General features: G+C 67.0%; 14 protein-coding genes. 7 read left to right on the top strand and 7 right to left on the bottom strand.

Annotation, left to right across the window (positions count from 1 at the left end):
* Nucleotides 1-101: 101 nt before the first annotated feature.
* Entirely contained in the window at nt 102-2,012 is a 1,911-nt protein-coding gene (locus AC3XQU_RS06125) for a hybrid sensor histidine kinase/response regulator (RefSeq protein WP_489873262.1), read from the top strand.
* Between the two features lie 48 nt (nt 2,013-2,060).
* Here the strand turns inward: AC3XQU_RS06125 and AC3XQU_RS06120 are convergent, their stop codons facing one another.
* Together AC3XQU_RS06120 and AC3XQU_RS06115 are read right to left on the bottom strand one after the other, a co-directional pair.
* Nucleotides 2,061-3,257: an esterase/lipase family protein gene (locus tag AC3XQU_RS06120; RefSeq protein ID WP_489873261.1), complete on the bottom strand. Its 1,197-nt coding sequence runs from the start codon at nt 3,255-3,257 to the stop codon at nt 2,061-2,063.
* Nucleotides 3,258-3,443: 186 nt separating this feature from the next.
* Nucleotides 3,444-4,700 (bottom strand): dienelactone hydrolase family protein, encoded by a 1,257-nt coding sequence (locus tag AC3XQU_RS06115; protein WP_489873260.1) that lies wholly within the window; start codon nt 4,698-4,700, stop codon nt 3,444-3,446.
* A 228-nt stretch (nt 4,701-4,928) separates the two neighbouring features.
* On the opposite strand from AC3XQU_RS06115, the gene AC3XQU_RS06110 reads away from it, so the two are divergent.
* Nucleotides 4,929-5,573 (top strand): tRNA-uridine aminocarboxypropyltransferase, encoded by a 645-nt coding sequence (locus AC3XQU_RS06110; protein ID WP_489873259.1) that lies wholly within the window; start codon nt 4,929-4,931, stop codon nt 5,571-5,573.
* Between the two features lie 105 nt (nt 5,574-5,678).
* Nucleotides 5,679-6,800: a PA0069 family radical SAM protein gene (locus AC3XQU_RS06105; RefSeq protein ID WP_489873588.1), complete on the top strand. Its 1,122-nt coding sequence runs from the start codon at nt 5,679-5,681 to the stop codon at nt 6,798-6,800.
* 77 nt (nt 6,801-6,877) lie between these two features.
* Here the strand turns inward: AC3XQU_RS06105 and AC3XQU_RS06100 are convergent, their stop codons facing one another.
* On the bottom strand, nt 6,878-7,348 hold the full coding sequence (locus AC3XQU_RS06100) for a YciI family protein (protein WP_489873258.1): 471 nt from the start codon (nt 7,346-7,348) through the stop codon (nt 6,878-6,880).
* A 153-nt stretch (nt 7,349-7,501) separates the two neighbouring features.
* Nucleotides 7,502-8,302 carry a helix-turn-helix transcriptional regulator gene (locus AC3XQU_RS06095; protein WP_489873257.1) on the bottom strand — a complete coding sequence of 267 codons (801 nt, stop codon included), beginning with the start codon at nt 8,300-8,302 and terminating at the stop codon, nt 7,502-7,504.
* Nucleotides 8,303-8,518: 216 nt separating this feature from the next.
* Between AC3XQU_RS06095 and AC3XQU_RS06090 the strand changes: the two genes are divergently transcribed.
* Nucleotides 8,519-9,931, top strand: a complete 1,413-nt coding sequence (locus AC3XQU_RS06090; RefSeq protein ID WP_489873256.1) for a cytochrome P450 — start codon at nt 8,519-8,521, stop codon at nt 9,929-9,931.
* Between the two features lie 3 nt (nt 9,932-9,934).
* Here the strand turns inward: AC3XQU_RS06090 and AC3XQU_RS06085 are convergent, their stop codons facing one another.
* Both AC3XQU_RS06085 and AC3XQU_RS06080 read right to left on the bottom strand, forming a co-directional pair.
* Entirely contained in the window at nt 9,935-10,504 is a 570-nt protein-coding gene (locus AC3XQU_RS06085) for a gamma-glutamylcyclotransferase (RefSeq protein WP_489873255.1), read from the bottom strand.
* Nucleotides 10,449-11,450, bottom strand: a complete 1,002-nt coding sequence (locus AC3XQU_RS06080; RefSeq protein WP_489873254.1) for a LysR family transcriptional regulator — start codon at nt 11,448-11,450, stop codon at nt 10,449-10,451. The genes AC3XQU_RS06085 and AC3XQU_RS06080 overlap by 56 nt, the downstream gene beginning before the upstream one ends.
* A 95-nt stretch (nt 11,451-11,545) precedes the next feature.
* Between AC3XQU_RS06080 and AC3XQU_RS06075 the strand changes: the two genes are divergently transcribed.
* Nucleotides 11,546-12,565, top strand: a complete 1,020-nt coding sequence (locus tag AC3XQU_RS06075) for a fumarylacetoacetate hydrolase family protein (protein WP_489873253.1) — start codon at nt 11,546-11,548, stop codon at nt 12,563-12,565.
* 11 nt (nt 12,566-12,576) lie between these two features.
* Nucleotides 12,577-13,221, top strand: a complete 645-nt coding sequence (maiA, locus tag AC3XQU_RS06070; RefSeq protein WP_489873252.1) for a maleylacetoacetate isomerase — start codon at nt 12,577-12,579, stop codon at nt 13,219-13,221.
* Between the two features lie 81 nt (nt 13,222-13,302).
* On the opposite strand, the gene AC3XQU_RS06065 is transcribed toward maiA, so the two are convergent.
* The gene (locus tag AC3XQU_RS06065; protein WP_489873251.1) at nt 13,303-13,737 is read right to left on the bottom strand and encodes a CBS domain-containing protein; all 435 of its coding nucleotides are present in this window, start codon (nt 13,735-13,737) and stop codon (nt 13,303-13,305) included.
* Nucleotides 13,738-13,887: 150 nt separating this feature from the next.
* Between AC3XQU_RS06065 and AC3XQU_RS06060 the strand changes: the two genes are divergently transcribed.
* On the top strand, nt 13,888-14,658 hold the full coding sequence (locus AC3XQU_RS06060) for a uracil-DNA glycosylase family protein (protein WP_489873250.1): 771 nt from the start codon (nt 13,888-13,890) through the stop codon (nt 14,656-14,658).
* Nucleotides 14,659-14,666 lie beyond the last annotated feature (8 nt).

The following is a 14,666-nucleotide window of genomic DNA, read 5'->3' as shown; positions in this document are numbered from 1 at the left end:
TCCGATATTTTCTTGCATAGTCGTGCAGTGCGCGCGGGAGATATTGCCCAAGAGAGATATGATAAGACATTTGTAGCAACATATACGGAAGCGCCCGGCACATGAACACGCACCATCCCGCCACAACGACCCTGACCGACGAACAACGTTTCCAGTACCTGATCGCCGGCATCAGCGACTACGCGATCTACATGCTCGATCCGGCCGGGCACGTCAACAGCTGGAATGCGGGCGCGCAACGCTTCAAGGGTTACAAGACGCACGAAATCCTCAACGAGCACTTCTCGCGCTTCTACACGCCCGAAGACCGCGCCGGCGGCCTGCCGGCCCGGGCGCTGGCGCAGGCCCTTCAGCAGGGCAAGTACGAAGCCGAGGGCTGGCGCGTGCGCAAGGACGGTACCCGCTTCTGGGCCCACGTGGTGATCGACCCGATCTACGACGAGCACCAGAACCTGCTGGGCTACGCCAAGATCACGCGCGACGTCACCCAGCGCAAGCTGGCCGAGGATGCGCTGCGCGAAAGCGAGCAGCGCTTCCGGCTGCTGGTGCAGGGCGTGACCGACTATGCGATCTACATGCTCTCGCCTCAGGGCGTGGTCTCGAACTGGAACGTCGGGGCCGAGCGCATCAAGGGCTACAGCTACGACGAAGCAGTGGGCAGCCATTTCTCGCGTTTCTATACCGAGGAAGACCGCGTGGGCCGCATGCCGCAGCGCGCGCTGGCCACGGCCGGCCGGGACGGGCGCTACGAGTCCGAAGGCTGGCGCGTGCGCAAGGACGGCAGCCGCTTCTGGGCCCATGTCATCATCGACGCCATCCATGGCGACGACGGCGCCCTGGTGGGCTTCGCCAAGATCACGCGCGACCTCACCGAAAAGAAGCTCGCCGCCGAAGCGCTGGAACAGGCGCAGCTCGCGCTGTTCCAGTCGCAGAAGATGGAATCGATCGGCCAGCTCACCGGCGGCATCGCGCACGATTTCAACAACCTGCTGTCGGTGCTCTCCAGCGGCCTCGAAGTGCTGGGCATGAGCCGCCAGAGCGGCGCCGACGCCAGGACCCTGGACAGCATGCGCCGCGCGATCGACCGCGGCGCCACCCTCACCCAGCAGCTGCTGGCCTTCGCGCGCCAGCAGCCGCTGCAGCCGGAGACGCGCAGCATCAACCGCCTCATCTCCGGCTTCGAATCGGTGCTGCGCCGCGCCGCGCATTCGAACATGGCGTTCGAACTGAACCTCGACCCGCAGGCCGGCAGCGCCGTGGTCGACGCCGCCCGCTTCGAGTCGGCCCTGCTCAACCTGGTGGTCAACGCGCGCGACGCCATGCCAGACGGCGGCCAGCTGACCCTGGACACCGCGCCCGTCACCCTGCGCGAGGCCGAGGTTCCGGGCCTGGCGCCGGGACCGTATGTCTGCATCTCGGTGACCGACACCGGCACCGGCATGTCGCCCGAAACCGTGCAGCGCGCCTTCGAGCCCTTCTACACCACCAAGGAAATGGGCAAGGGTACGGGCCTGGGGTTGTCGCAGGTGTACGGCTTCATCAAGCAATCTGGCGGCGAGGTGGTCATCCAGAGCACGGAAGGCCGCGGCACCGCGATCACGATCTACCTGCCGGCCGTAACCGCGCTCGACCGCGAACCGGCCGCGCACGGCGGCACCGAAACCGTCCTGATCGTCGAGGACGAAGCCGATTTGCTGGACACGGCGTCCGCCCTGTTCATGAGCATGGGCTACGAGGTCATGACCGCGGCCAACGGCCAGGATGCGATGAACCTGCTGGCCAGCGGCGAGGTCGACATCCTGTTCACCGACATCGTCATGCCGGGCGGCCCGAACGGCATCGAGCTGGCCGAGTACACGCGCGAGAACTACCCGGGCGTGAAGGTGATGCTGGCCTCCGGCTACCCGCAGCCGGCGCTCAAGCTGGACCAGCACAAGCTGGGGGATTTTACCTTCGTGAGCAAGCCGTATCGCCTGTCCGACCTGGCGCGGAGCCTGCGCAGCGTGCATTGACACCCTGCTGGCAGCACGGTGACGCGGCCGGACGCCGGCTCGGCCGCATCACAGGCCGAAGATGATATCGCTCACCTGCTCGTACAAGGGGTTCGCCGACGGCCCGCGATTCGGCCAGTTGAGGATATCGAAGTGGTCGTATCCCTTGTAATTCCCCAGGAAATTCCAGGTCCCCTTCACCGAGCGCCCATCGTAGTCGCGGACCGGATGCCCGAAAGGCGCGCGCATGCTCACCGTATTGACCACCCCATCGTTCGGGAACCACTCGCTGCCGACCGGCGCCCGGCCCGGCGCATCCTGGGTGTAGCCGCCCAGGCCATGCTGGAAGCTCGAGGGCACGATCCATTCGCCGGCCGTGGCCTTGAAGGCGGGGATCATGTCCTGGCGCGGATACTGGTGCGAGACCGATTGCACCGGGGCGACCGTGCGGTCGGTGCCGTTGCAGCACCAGCTGCCCGCCTCGGTCGCCACCGTGCCCACCGAGTAGTAATAGATATGGGGCGAGGTGCGCGCCCACCGGTTGAAGCCGCGCGCGCCGTCGGGCGAGAGCTCCCACTGTGCCCAGCGGTGCCGCAGCAGCGCCAGCAGGGGCGTGGTCAATGCCGGATTGGCGTTCAGTACCGCGTCGGCGTAAGTGGTGCCGTTGTGCGGCGCCGAAATCGTCGTCACGCTGCGCACCCAGCCGGTCTTGCCGCCCGCGTACAGCGGATGGCCGCCTTCGTCTTCCGGCGAGCCGTGTTCCAGCAATTCGACCAGCGCGCGGATCGTGGTGCCGCCCTGGCTGTGGCCGATCAGGTGGATCGGGTGTGCGGCGTCCCAGGCCGGGTAGAGCGCGAGGGGATAGCCCTGCGGGTTGTTCTTCGGGTCGGCGGCCCAGCATTTGCCGGCGGGCCTCTGCTGCCGGCCCGGCGTGCCATGGCGGCGCACGTGGGCCGCGCCATAGTCGACGCAGCCGCCCTTGATCTGCGCATACAGGTCGGCGGCCCGGTCCCAGTTCGAGCTGACCGGGCCAACCACCGCCGCGAACACCGTGCGCGGGCCGCGGTAGACCTGCATGTGCGAAGCGATGTCGCCATAGCCGCCCCAGTAATTGAAGCCGCTATGCTCGAACGTGTCGGGGCCGAAGCCGAGGAAGCCATGGACCAGGATCACAGGATAGTTGTTGGCCGCGGCAGCCGGCGCGCACGCCACCGACGCGCCCAGCGCACAGAGCGCGGCGAAGCAGGCGTGAAGGGGGCGGACCATGGGATTCTCCGGAATGGGCTGAATGGCCATTGTCCGGTCTAGGAGAGGGTGGCGATTTGCGCCAGGTCGGAAAGCGCAGGGGCTGCCAGGCTTGACGCACCGAAACAGTGCGCCGAAGGCTTGACAGCCGCTGCGGAAAGCCGGCGAACCTCAGCCTGGAAGACTGATGCGCGTTATGCGCCGACCTTAATTCGTCGCCTTGTTGCTACCGATCGAGGTACTCGGCGCCGACGCCGCCGCATCCAGCTTCTGCGCCGGCGCCACCGATGCCGTCACCGCTGCCTCTTCGGCCTGGTCGATCCGCTCGCCAGTCCACACCACGTAATCGTCGACCGAATACAGGCGGCACGGCTCGGTGCTCTTGGCGGTGCAGGTGGCCAGCGCGCGGCCGTCCGGGTCTTCGCCTTCCTCGGCCCAGGTCCAGGCGCCGCTCGGCGAGACGGCAAAGGCGCGCGGCGTCATCTTGCCCAGGTATTCCTGGTAGGCGCGGCGGCCGTTCTCGGACAGGAAGGGCACGGCCTCGACGTCGTCGACCCTGGCAAAGTCGGTGCGGGCCGGGCTCGGAGGCGGCGGCACCTCGTGCAGCACCTTGGTCGGCATGCCGACCTGCTGCAGGAACTTCATGGTGTCCGCCAGCCAGATCTTTTCGCCGTCGCGGCTGGCCAGCATGCCGTGCGAGTCGCGCTTGAAGGACGGGAACTCGACCAGGCGGCCACGCCCGCCGGCCTGCTCGAAGGCCGCGTGCATGCGCTGCGCCAGTTCCGGGCCGAACAACGAATCGTTATGGCCATACATCCACAGGGTCGGCACGGTGGCCTTGGCGCCGTAGTCGGCGAAGGCCGAGACCAGTGCCGAGCGCCAGGCGCAGCGGTCGCTGTCGTCGCGCAGGCCGCCGGCGAAGTTGATCAGGCCGCGCACGCCCTGCAGTTCGCGGGTGCCGAGGGCAATGGTGGCCAGGCCCCCGTAGGACTGGCCGGCGACCACGATGCGGCCGGTATCGACCCACGGCTGCTGGCGCGCATAGGCGAGGGTGGCGGCGATGTCGTCGGCCTGGGCATAGCCGTTGGCCGTCATGTCGCAGCCGTGGTCGCGGTAGCGGCCGGTGGAATTGGCGAAACCCTGGCGCATCGGCACCATCACGGCATAGCCGCGTTTCACGAAGGCCGTGGCCATGTGATAGAAGCGGTCGCGCGGCTGCATGCTCGGGCGGCCGGGATCCTTGCCGTGGTTGATGATGATCAGCGGGAAGGGACCCGGGCCATTGGGCTGGAACACCGTGGTCTCGAGCATGGCGCGCTGTTGCGCACCAGCCGGCACCTGCACGATGTGTTCGTTCATCCTGTGGTCAAGTTGCAACTCCTGCTGCACGGCGATACCGGGAAGCAGGCCTACGGCGAGGAGCACGGCGGCGGTGGCGTTGCGAAGCGTGAGGCGTGGGTGCATGGTGACTCTGTCTCGACTGCGTACGAATGAACATGCGGTGCGGAATACTTTCCGCTAGGCATAAGTTGATTCTAGGTACGCGTAAAGGCCAGAGCAATATCTGTTTAGCCAACTCTTGAGCTAAATTTTTGCGTCGTGCAAAGATGACCACGCCGGCAGGCGGCAGACGTGTCTTTTTCGCAGCGGTTATGATGCGAAACTGTCAAAAATCGGAAGGAATATCATCGGATGAGCAAGGACGCTCCACCCGAGTCCGCCACCCGGCGCGTGCACTGCGCCACCTGCCTGCGCGCGCAATCGGCCTGCATCTGCCGCTGGATCACGCCGGTTCAGGCGCGGGCCGCGTTATTGGTGCTGCAGCACCCGCTGGAAGTGGGCAACGCCAAGAACAGCGCGCGCCTGCTGCACCTGAGCGTGGCGGGCAGCGTGCTGGCGGTGGGCGAGGTCTTCGACCCGGCGCAGCTCGACGCACTGCTGCATGGCGGCGGGCGCACCCCGGTGCTGCTGTATCCGCAGACCCCTGGCGACGCCACGCTGCCGGCGCCGCCGCCCTGCGAACCGTTCGACGCGGAGCGGGTGCGGCTGGTGCTGCTGGACGCGACCTGGCGCAAGAGCCGCAAGATGCTCTACCTGAACCCGGCCCTGCAGCGCTTGCCGCGGCTGGCGCTGGTGGACGTGGCGCCCTCGAACTACCGGATCCGCAAGGCGCATGCGCCGCACCAGTTGTCGTCGCTGGAAGCGGCCGCCCTGGCGCTGGGCCAGCTAGAAGGAACGGAAACTGCCTTCCAGCCGCTGCTGGATGCTTTCGAGGGCTTCGTACAGCAGCAGGCGGCGTATGTGGTGCACCCGCGCCACAACGCAGGCCCTGCTTGAGTTCTGCCCGGCGCGGGCGTAAAATACTGTATAAATACACAGTATGGAGCCAGCGTGCCAGAGCGCGACCAAGGACGAGACCGCCAGCCCATGGACGAGCAGCCGATGCTCGGCCCGCGTCCGCTCGTGGCGCGCAAGGGGCGGGGCGCCGTGTCGAACATGCAGGGCCGGTACGAGGTCAATGGCCGTGAAGAATTCGATGACGGCTGGGAGCGCGACGAGGACGGTCCCACCGTGTTCCGCACGGTCGTCACCGACGAACACGCCAAGACCATCCTGTCGCGCAATGCCTCGCCCGACATCCCCTTCAATGTCTCGCTCAATCCCTACCGGGGCTGCGAGCACGGCTGCATTTATTGCTTCGCGCGTCCGACGCACAGTTATCTCGGCCTGTCGCCCGGCCTCGATTTCGAAACCCGCCTGTTCGCCAAGGTCAATGCCGCCGAACTGCTGCGGCGCGAGCTGGCCAAGCCGGGCTATGTGCCCGAGCATATCGCCCTGGGCGTGAACACCGACGCCTACCAGCCCTGCGAGCGCGAATTGCGCCTCACGCGCCAGGTGCTCGAGGTGCTCAGCGAATGCCAGCATCCGGTCGGGCTCATTACCAAGTCCGCGCTGATCGAGCGCGATATCGACTTGCTTGCCCCGATGGCCGCGAAGGGCCAGGCCTGCGCCGCCATCACGCTGACCACGCTCGACCCGCAGATCTCCCGCACGCTCGAACCACGCGCGGCCGCCCCGGCGCGGCGCCTGCGCGCCATCCGCACGCTGACCGATGCCGGCATCCCGGTAAGCGTAAGCGTGGCGCCGATCATTCCTTTCGTGACCGAGCCGGAAATCGAAAAAATCCTCGAAGCGGCGCGCGATGCAGGTGCAGTGGGCGCGCACTACACGGTGCTGCGCCTGCCGAACGAGGTCAACCCTTTGTTCCAGGAATGGCTGCAAGCCCATTTTCCCGACCGGGCGCAGCGCGTGATGAACCGCATACGCGATATGCGCGGCGGCAAGGACTACGACAGCGATTTCGGCAAGCGCATGCAGGGCGAAGGCGTCTGGGCCGACCTGATACGCCAGCGTTTCACCAAGTCGGTAGAGCGTCTGGGAATGGGGGAGTTGCGTGGGCGCTTCGGCAGGCTCGACGGCTCGCAGTTCCGCAAGCCGCTGGTGGTGCCGGCACGGCCGGGCAAGCAGGGTGGAAGTGGGGCGGGGCAGCTGGATTTGTTTTAGTCGAGCTTGCCCGGCACGAGTATGCACAAGGGGCGCGGCGCGGCGGTGCGACGCCTGGCCGGCCGCACCCCTGGCGCTTACTTTTTCTTCTGAATCTTGTTGTGCACGTCGTTCACGGCCATCAGGCCGGCCGAGCTGTAGAACTGGTGGTATTCCGCCACCATCTCGCCGCTGACAATGACGGGGTCGGCGTCCACATAGCTCTTGGCCTGTTCCATGCTTGACGTCGCCAGGATGAAGATGCCGCGGCGGCCTTCCTTGCCGTCCAGCGGGCCGGCGACGGCCAGCTTCTTCTCGGCCGCCAACTTGTTGATGTTCGCAAAGTGGCCCTCGAACATTTTTGCGCGCTCGGCCTTGTCCGTGACCTTGTTCGGGCCGGTCTTCAGGATCACCAGCACATAGCTGCGCATGCCCTGGTCGTCGCCGCCTAGCGACCTGGCCAGTTCGGCGTCGTAGTGCGCCGCCGGCTCGGCGGTCCTGGTCTGCGCCGCAACCGGCTGCATCGCAGCGAGCATCCATCCACACAGCAGCAGCATCTTTTTCGACATTTTCCGTTCTCCTGTTATTGGCGCGTGGCCTGCACACGCGTCTTGTTGGAACAGGCCGCGCGTCGCAAGCTGTCGCGTTCACGATTCTAGCGGACTTCGCAGCGCCGGCCGGTCGAATATCGGGCCGCACCGCAATTGCCGAAGCGCCCGTCCTCACACCCATAGCCGGTAGATCCAGAACGACTCGTCCTCGATGAAGCGCTCGGCGAACTCGGTGGGCGAGAAGCCGCAGATTTCGCGGGTCACGCGGCTGAAATGGGCCTGGTCGGAAAAGCCCTGGTCCAGCGCCAGCGTCGCCCATTCGAAGGGCTGGCCGTTCTCGTAGCGCTCGCGCGCGGCGAAGAAGGCGCCTTCGGTGCGGGTGAGCGCCTGCCATTGGCGCAGCGAGCGCCCGCTGAAGGACTTGATGCGCCGCTCGACCTGGCGCGTGCTGCAGGTGTTGCGCCATTCGTGGGCTTGCCAGGCCAGGCGCTCGACCCAGTGCCGGCCGACCTGGCGCAGCGTCGGCCGGCTGGAGCTGCGTCCCTGCACGCTGCGCCAGCGCGGGCCGAGGTGCTGTTCGAGCAGGCGCATGGCCGCGCCGTCGTCCGCAGCGGCGAGCAGGGCGTCGAACAGGGGCTGCCAGTGCGCGCCCACGACGTCGATTGCCGGCACGAAGCGGTCCTGCACGCTGGCGAGGTCGATCCCGAACAGGCCCTGGGCGACGTCGGGCAGGAAGCAGGCCATGTAGCCGCGGCCGCCGGTGGGCGCCCAGGTGGTCAGCGGACGCGATTGGCTACCCGAGACCACGACGCGTGCGCCGAATGCTTGCCAGCCGCGCTGCGGGTCGACCAGGCCGGCGTCGAGCCCCTGGTACCACGACAGCGTGACCAGGGGCGAAGCGGGAAAATGCGACAGCCGCTGGGGATCGGTCGACACGAGCTGCGCGGTGTCGCGGCTGATGAGCGCCAGCATTGCGCCCTGCAATGCAGGCGGTGCGAGGTAAAGCCGGTCGAGTGGAAGGCGACCCTCCTCGCATAAGCGCGGCGCGCGCGCCAGCCGGTCGGGGCAGGGGAAGAGTCCAGGGTCGCGGTCGGGCACCATGGCGTGGGAGTATAGGCAGGCCAGGTGAATCTGTCGATGTCGTTTGCGTTCAAGACGCGCCGGTCGAAGCCGTGAAAAATGGATGCCATGAACACGCCCCCTCCTGCCCAGTGTCCCTTCCATGCCGGCGGCCAGCCGCCGGCGCCCGTTGCCCACCCTGCGGGCGCCTGGCCGCCCGGCCCGCCGTCCGGCCTGAGCGGCTGGGGCCTGCTGGCGCGCATGGCGCGCGATTTGCCGGCGGCCCTCGCCGGCTGGCGCCAGGAATATGGCGACCTGGTGCACCTGCGCATGTGGCCGGAGCACCAGCTCGTGGTGAGCGATCCGCAGCTGGTGCGCGAGCTCCTGGTGAGTCACCACGACGCCCTGATCCGCTGGGAACGCGGCATCGGCATCTTCGCCTACCTGCAGGGCAACAGCGTCCTGATCGCGGAAGGGCCGCAGTGGGCGGCCAAGCGCCACGCCCTGCAGCCGGCCTTTGCGCCGAAAGCGGTCAAGGCTTTCGTGCCGACCATCGCGGCCGCGACAGGCAAGGCGATGGATGGCTGGCAGCCAGGCAGCTCGGCGCCCATCGAAAGCCGGCTCACCGGGCTGACGATGGACGTCATCATGCGCATGATGTTCTCGAGCGAGATCGGGGATGAGGCACGCAGCATGGAGGCGGCCGTGCATGCGGCCCTGGTGACCGGCAATGCCGAGATGTTCTGGCCGGCCAGCTGGCCCGACTGGATGCCCTGGAAGCGCCGCAAGCGCGCCGTGCGCGCGCAGCTCACGGGGCTGATCGAGCGCCACGTGCAGGCGCGCCTGGCCATGCCGCTCGATGCCTGGCCGGCGGACCTGCTCAGCCGCCTGCTGGAATTGCACCGTGCCGATGGCGCAGCCTGGCCGCTGGATGCGGTGCGCGACGAATGCATGACGGCGTTCCTGGCCGGCCACGAGACCACGGCGGCGACCCTCACCTGGTGGGCCTGGTGCATGGCCTCGAACCCGGCGGCGCAGGAAGCGGCGCGGCGCGAAGTGCAGGCTGTGCTGCAGGGACGCCCGCCCGGTGGCGAGGACTTGCCGGCGCTGACCTACCTGGCGCAGACCCTGAACGAGACCATGCGCCTGTATCCGGCCGCGCCCGTCCTGATGAGCCGCCGTTCGACGCGCGAGATCGTGCTGGGCGGCTGGACCGTCCCGCAGCGCACGATGTTCATGATCCCGGTCTTCCTGATGCACCAGGACCCGCGCTGGTTCCCGGAGCCGCAGGCTTTCCGCCCCGAGCGCTTTGGCGCCGATGCCCCACCCATGGCGCGCGGCGCCTATATGCCCTTCGGGACCGGCCCGCGCGTCTGCCTGGGCCAGCACCTGGCGCTGATGGAAATGACGGTGATCGCCGCCATGCTGCTGCAGCGCTTCGTGCTGACGGTCCCCGCGGGGCAGGCGCCGCCGCGGCCGGTGCTGAATATCTCGCTGCGCCCGGCCACGTCCCTGTGCCTGGCGCTCGCGAAGAGCGCGTAAGGATCAGCGCTGCCCGAACTCGTTGAGGTGGCGCTCGATGTCGTACACGTGCGCGTCGTGCTTGCCCAGTGCGCGCAGGGCGCTCGCCAGTTCGAGTAGGTAATCGACGTTGGGCCCGCTCGGGCCGTGCGCCGCCGCGATCTGGCGCGCGATCTCGCGCTCGCTGGCCGGGCCGAGGAAGGCCGCATTCTCATGCGTGGCGATGTAGACGATGCCTTCCGCCGCGCCGCCATCCTCGAACGCGATCCGTGTGGCCAGGCGCAGGTAGCCGTTCTTTTCGCGGTGGTCGAGATGGGCGAATTCCTCGGGTGTGACGAGATAGGCCATGCCGTGGCAGGTCGCGCCTTCCTCCGGCACCAGCGTCGCCACCCTGCCCGGCGCGGTCTCGGTGCCGCGGTGGTCGTGCGAGCCTTGCCAGAAGCGGCGGCTCCAGCCCGCGATGCTGGCGGGTCGGCGTTCGATGAAGGGAAAGTCCGCCTTGAAGATCAGCGAACCGTAGCCGAACAGCCAGACGCTGTCATGGCTGTCGAAGCGGTCCATTTGGCGGTTGATCTCGATCGTGTTGAGGGACATCGTTGGCGTATGCGGAAAAGCGGAGCCGTTCATTGTAGCGCGTGGCTCGGTCCTGCGTTTGCCGGACAAACCCGTGGAGGAAGGCGATGAAGCTTTCGGCGGCGGGCGACAGCGAGCGCCCCGGGCGGGTGTAGACGAAGAAACGGCGGCTCAACACCGGCGCTTCCAGCGGGCGCATCACCAGCCCGTACAGGGTCGCGAGCGGCTGCGCATACGGCAGGCAGACCGTCACGCCAAGACCGGCGCTGGCCATCGCCAGGGCCGTGGTCATGAAGGTCACTTCGTTGGCAGGCTTGACCGGCACTTCGCGCAAGGATGCGTGGACGTCGTCGAGCAGGCGCTCGGTGAACTGGCCCTGCAGAGAGATGAACGGGTAGCGCGTCACGTCCTTCCAGGTCACGCGCTCCTGTTGCTCGAGTTCGTGCCCCTTCGGGAACACCAGCGCGAAGGGCATCTCGAACAGCGCGTGCGCATCGAGCGGAGGCGCGGGTTCGCGCTCGGGGCCGATGCCGAAGTCGGCCTCGCCCGACAGCACCCGTGCGATCACGCTTTCTACCCCGGTGTCGCCGAGCCGCACTTCGATGTCCGGGTTGGCCTTGCGGTAGGCGGCGATCACCTCGGGCAGCAGGGTGCAGGACAGCAGCTGCGGCGCGGCAATCCGCACGATGCCTTTTTTAAGGCGGGTGTGGTCGGCCACGTTGGCCAGTGCGCCGTCGAGGTCGTCGATCATCTGGCTGAACAGCGGATACAGCTCGCGGCCGATGTCGGTCAGCACGATGCGCCGCGTGCTGCGGTCGACCACCTTGGCTTCCAGCGTCTGCTCGAGCTCCTTGATCAACCCCGAGAGCGCGGACTGCGTGACGTGCATGCTTTGGGCGGCGAGCGTAAAGTTACCCGTCTTGGCCAGGGATACGAAGGCGCGCATCTGGCGCAGGGTCGGATTCATAAGATAGTCTGATAAATCAAGTCAAAAATACTGATTGAATGATAGTTCGTTTTGAATTGTAATGGCGAAATGCAATCAACCCTGAAGGAAGCGCAATGAAACTCGCCACACTCAAGACGGGCGGCCGCGACGGCACGCTGGTCGTCGTCAGCCGCGACCTCGTCACCTGCCAGGCCGTCCCCAAGATCGCCCGCACGCTGCAGGCCGCCCTGGACGACTGGGAAAACGCCGCGCCGCAGCTGAAGAAAGTCTACGAGCGCCTGAACGCGGGCAGCGCCGACCAGGCCGAGTCCTTCCTCGAGGAGGCATGCCATTCGCCGCTGCCGCGTGCCTACCAGTGGTGCGACGGGTCGGCCTACATCAACCACGTCGAGCTGGTGCGCAAGGCGCGCAATGCCGAGGTGCCGGCCTCGTTCTACAGCGACCCGCTGATGTACCAGGGCGGCTCGGATTCGTTCGTCGGTCCATGCGACCCGATCGCGGTGCTGTCCGAGGAGTGGGGCGTCGACCTCGAGGCCGAGGTGGCCGTGGTCACCGGCGACGTGCCGATGGGCGCCAGCGTGGAAGAAGCGGCCGCCGCGATCCGCCTGGTCATGCTGGTCAACGACGTCTCGCTGCGCAACCTGATCCCGAACGAGCTGGCCAAGGGCTTCGGCTTCTACCAGTCCAAGCCGGCCAGCGCCTTCTCGCCGGTGGCCGTGACCCCGGACGAGCTGGGCGAGGCCTGGGTGGATTCCAAGCTGCACCTGCCGATCCTGGTCACGCTCAACGACCAGCCCTTCGGCCGTCCGAACGCGGGCGAAGACATGACCTTCAGCTTCGCGCGCCTGGTCGCCCATGCGGCCATGACGCGCGAACTGGGCGCGGGCAGCATCATCGGCTCGGGCACGGTGTCGAACAAGCAGGGCGGCCTGCATGGTTCCAGCATCGGCAACGGCGGCGTCGGCTACTGCTGCCTGGCCGAAGTGCGCATGTACGAGACCATCGAGGACGGCAAGCCGCAGACGCCTTACTTAGGCTTTGGCGACACGGTGCGCATCGAGATGGTGGATGCGCAGGGGGCCAGCATCTTCGGCGCCATCGACCAGGAAGTGACGCGCTATCACCGGAAATGACAGGAGGGGGCATGAAACTCTACACTTACTTTCGCAGCTCGGCCGCCTACCGGGTGCGCATCGCGCTGGGCCTGAAGGGCCTGGACTTCGATGCCGTGCCGGTGCACCTGGTGCGCGGCGGCGGCGAGCACTTGATGGACGACTACCGCGCCGTCAACCCGAGCGCGCTGGTGCCGGCTTTCCAGGACCACGCCATCACGCTCACGCAGTCGATGGCGATCCTGGAATATCTTGAGGACGCCTATCCGCTGGTCCCGCTGTTGCCGAAAGACGCGGTTGGCCGGGCGCGCGTGCGCGAGCTGGCGCAGATCGTCGCCTGCGACATCCACCCGCTGAATAACTTGCGCGTGCTGAACTACCTGAAGCACCACCTCGGCCAGCCCGAGGAGGTGCGCAACGACTGGTACCGCCACTGGATCATCGAGGGCTTCCGCTCGCTCGAAGCCCATTTGGCGCGCAATAGCTGTACCGGCAGCTTCTGCTACGGCGACAGCCCGACGATGGCCGACTGCTACCTGGTGCCGCAGGTATTCAATGCGCAGCGCTTCAACGTCGACCTGGCGGCCTACCCGACGATCGCGCGCATCAACAACCTGTGCGTGGAGCTGCCGGCCTTCAAGGCGGCGCATCCATCGCGCCAGGCGGACGCCGAGTAAGCGTCGCTTCCGGCAAGACCATCGTCCCGGCGCAGGCCGGGACGCAAGTTCCCACGGCAGTGACAGCGCTAACTGCGGCTTCTACGAACGGTCCGGCTCCGACGGCGACGAAATCTCGTCCAGCGCCCCATCCGTGTCCCCGCGCGACTTGGTCGCGATATCGCCCAGCGACACGATGCCCACCAGCTGCTTCGACTCCTGGTCGATCACCGGCACGCGGCGGATCTGGACGTCGCCCATCGTGGCCAGCACGTCGTCCACGGTCTGGTTGCTGAAGCAGGTGCGCACGTCCGTGCTCATGGCGTCTTCCACCTTGGCCTCGCCCGGCGCCTGGCCGACGGCAGTCGAGCGCACGGTGATGTCGCGGTCGGTGATCATCCCCACCAGCTTCTTGCCGTCGCACACGGGAATGGCGCCGACATTGAGTTCGTCCATCATCTGGGCTGCACGCTGGATGCTGTCCTGCGGCGAGATGGTTTGCACGTCGGCGGTCATGACTTCACGAATGGTTTGCATGGTGTCTCCTGGTCGGTTGGTCGAATGCCCTGAAGCGGGCAGCAGGAAGATCATGCCCTGAAACGCTGAAACACGATGTTAGATTGACCACCTAACTCACGCATCTGGCTGCGCTACAATCCGCCGCTCCCGCGACCTTGAAACTGTGCCATGCCAGCCCACCCGATTCCCCAGCCCATCCTCGACGCCCTCGACCGTGCCGACGCCTCCTGGCGGCCCATCCTGGAGCAGGGCCTGCAGGCCGTTGCCGCGGCCGATCCCGCCTACCTGCCGGCGCTGGCCGCCGACGACTACCTGCCCACCGGCGGCCGCATCTTCGCCGCCTTTGCCCAGCCCCTGGACAAGGTGCGGCACGTGCTGGTGGGGGAGGGACCCTACCCGCGCGCCGAAAGCGCGACCGGTGTGTGCTTCATGGATGGCGCCGTCGACGCATTGTGGAGCGACTCCGGCCTGTCCAAGCCGGTCAACCGCGCCACCTCGCTGAGGAATTTCATGAAGATGCTGCTGGTGGCGAGCGGGCAACTGGGGGCGGACGATACCGGCGGCAGCGCGATGGCGCCGGTGGCGCTGGCGGCGCGCAGCAACGGCTCGATCCAGACCCTGCCGCAACTGCAGGACAACCTGACGCGCGAAGGCTTCCTGCTGCTCAATGCCGCGCTGGTATTTCGCAAGCACGTGGCGCCCGTCGTCGATGCACGCGCCTGGCAGCCCTTCCTGCAAACCGTGCTGGCGGCGCTGGCCAGCCGCGTGCCGCCGCCGACTCTGGTGTTATGGGGAAAGATCGCGGAGCAGTTGAGGAAATTGCCGGAGACGGCGGCCCTGCCGCAGATTGTTTCGGAGCATCCGTACAACCTGTCCTTCATCCGCCACCGGGAAATGCAGGACCTGTTCGGGCCGATGGAATTGTTGCGCTTGCGATAAGGGAGCCG

The organism is Telluria sp. AZSoR62 (assembly GCF_058111565.1).
The sequence above is the reverse complement of the archived record's forward strand: the minus strand, read 5'-3'. Positions and strand labels throughout refer to the sequence as shown.

Bases quoted from the DNA above. Each gene is read 5' to 3' on its own strand.
- AC3XQU_RS06065 (WP_489873251.1), bottom strand. From the start codon at position 13,737: ATGCAAACCATTCGTGAAGTCATGACCGCCGACGTGCAAACCATCTCG.
- AC3XQU_RS06080 (WP_489873254.1), bottom strand. From the start codon at position 11,450: ATGAATCCGACCCTGCGCCAGATGCGCGCCTTCGTATCCCTGGCCAAG.
- AC3XQU_RS06100 (WP_489873258.1), bottom strand. From the start codon at position 7,348: ATGTCGAAAAAGATGCTGCTGCTGTGTGGATGGATGCTCGCTGCGATG.
- AC3XQU_RS06125 (WP_489873262.1), top strand. From the start codon at position 102: ATGAACACGCACCATCCCGCCACAACGACCCTGACCGACGAACAACGT.
- AC3XQU_RS06115 (WP_489873260.1), bottom strand. From the start codon at position 4,700: ATGCACCCACGCCTCACGCTTCGCAACGCCACCGCCGCCGTGCTCCTC.
- AC3XQU_RS06105 (WP_489873588.1), top strand. From the start codon at position 5,679: ATGCTCGGCCCGCGTCCGCTCGTGGCGCGCAAGGGGCGGGGCGCCGTG.
- AC3XQU_RS06095 (WP_489873257.1), bottom strand. From the start codon at position 8,302: ATGCTGGCGCTCATCAGCCGCGACACCGCGCAGCTCGTGTCGACCGAT.
- AC3XQU_RS06120 (WP_489873261.1), bottom strand. From the start codon at position 3,257: ATGGTCCGCCCCCTTCACGCCTGCTTCGCCGCGCTCTGTGCGCTGGGC.
- AC3XQU_RS06085 (WP_489873255.1), bottom strand. From the start codon at position 10,504: ATGTCCCTCAACACGATCGAGATCAACCGCCAAATGGACCGCTTCGAC.
- AC3XQU_RS06060 (WP_489873250.1), top strand. From the start codon at position 13,888: ATGCCAGCCCACCCGATTCCCCAGCCCATCCTCGACGCCCTCGACCGT.
- AC3XQU_RS06090 (WP_489873256.1), top strand. From the start codon at position 8,519: ATGAACACGCCCCCTCCTGCCCAGTGTCCCTTCCATGCCGGCGGCCAG.
- AC3XQU_RS06110 (WP_489873259.1), top strand. From the start codon at position 4,929: ATGAGCAAGGACGCTCCACCCGAGTCCGCCACCCGGCGCGTGCACTGC.
- maiA (WP_489873252.1), top strand. From the start codon at position 12,577: ATGAAACTCTACACTTACTTTCGCAGCTCGGCCGCCTACCGGGTGCGC.
- AC3XQU_RS06075 (WP_489873253.1), top strand. From the start codon at position 11,546: ATGAAACTCGCCACACTCAAGACGGGCGGCCGCGACGGCACGCTGGTC.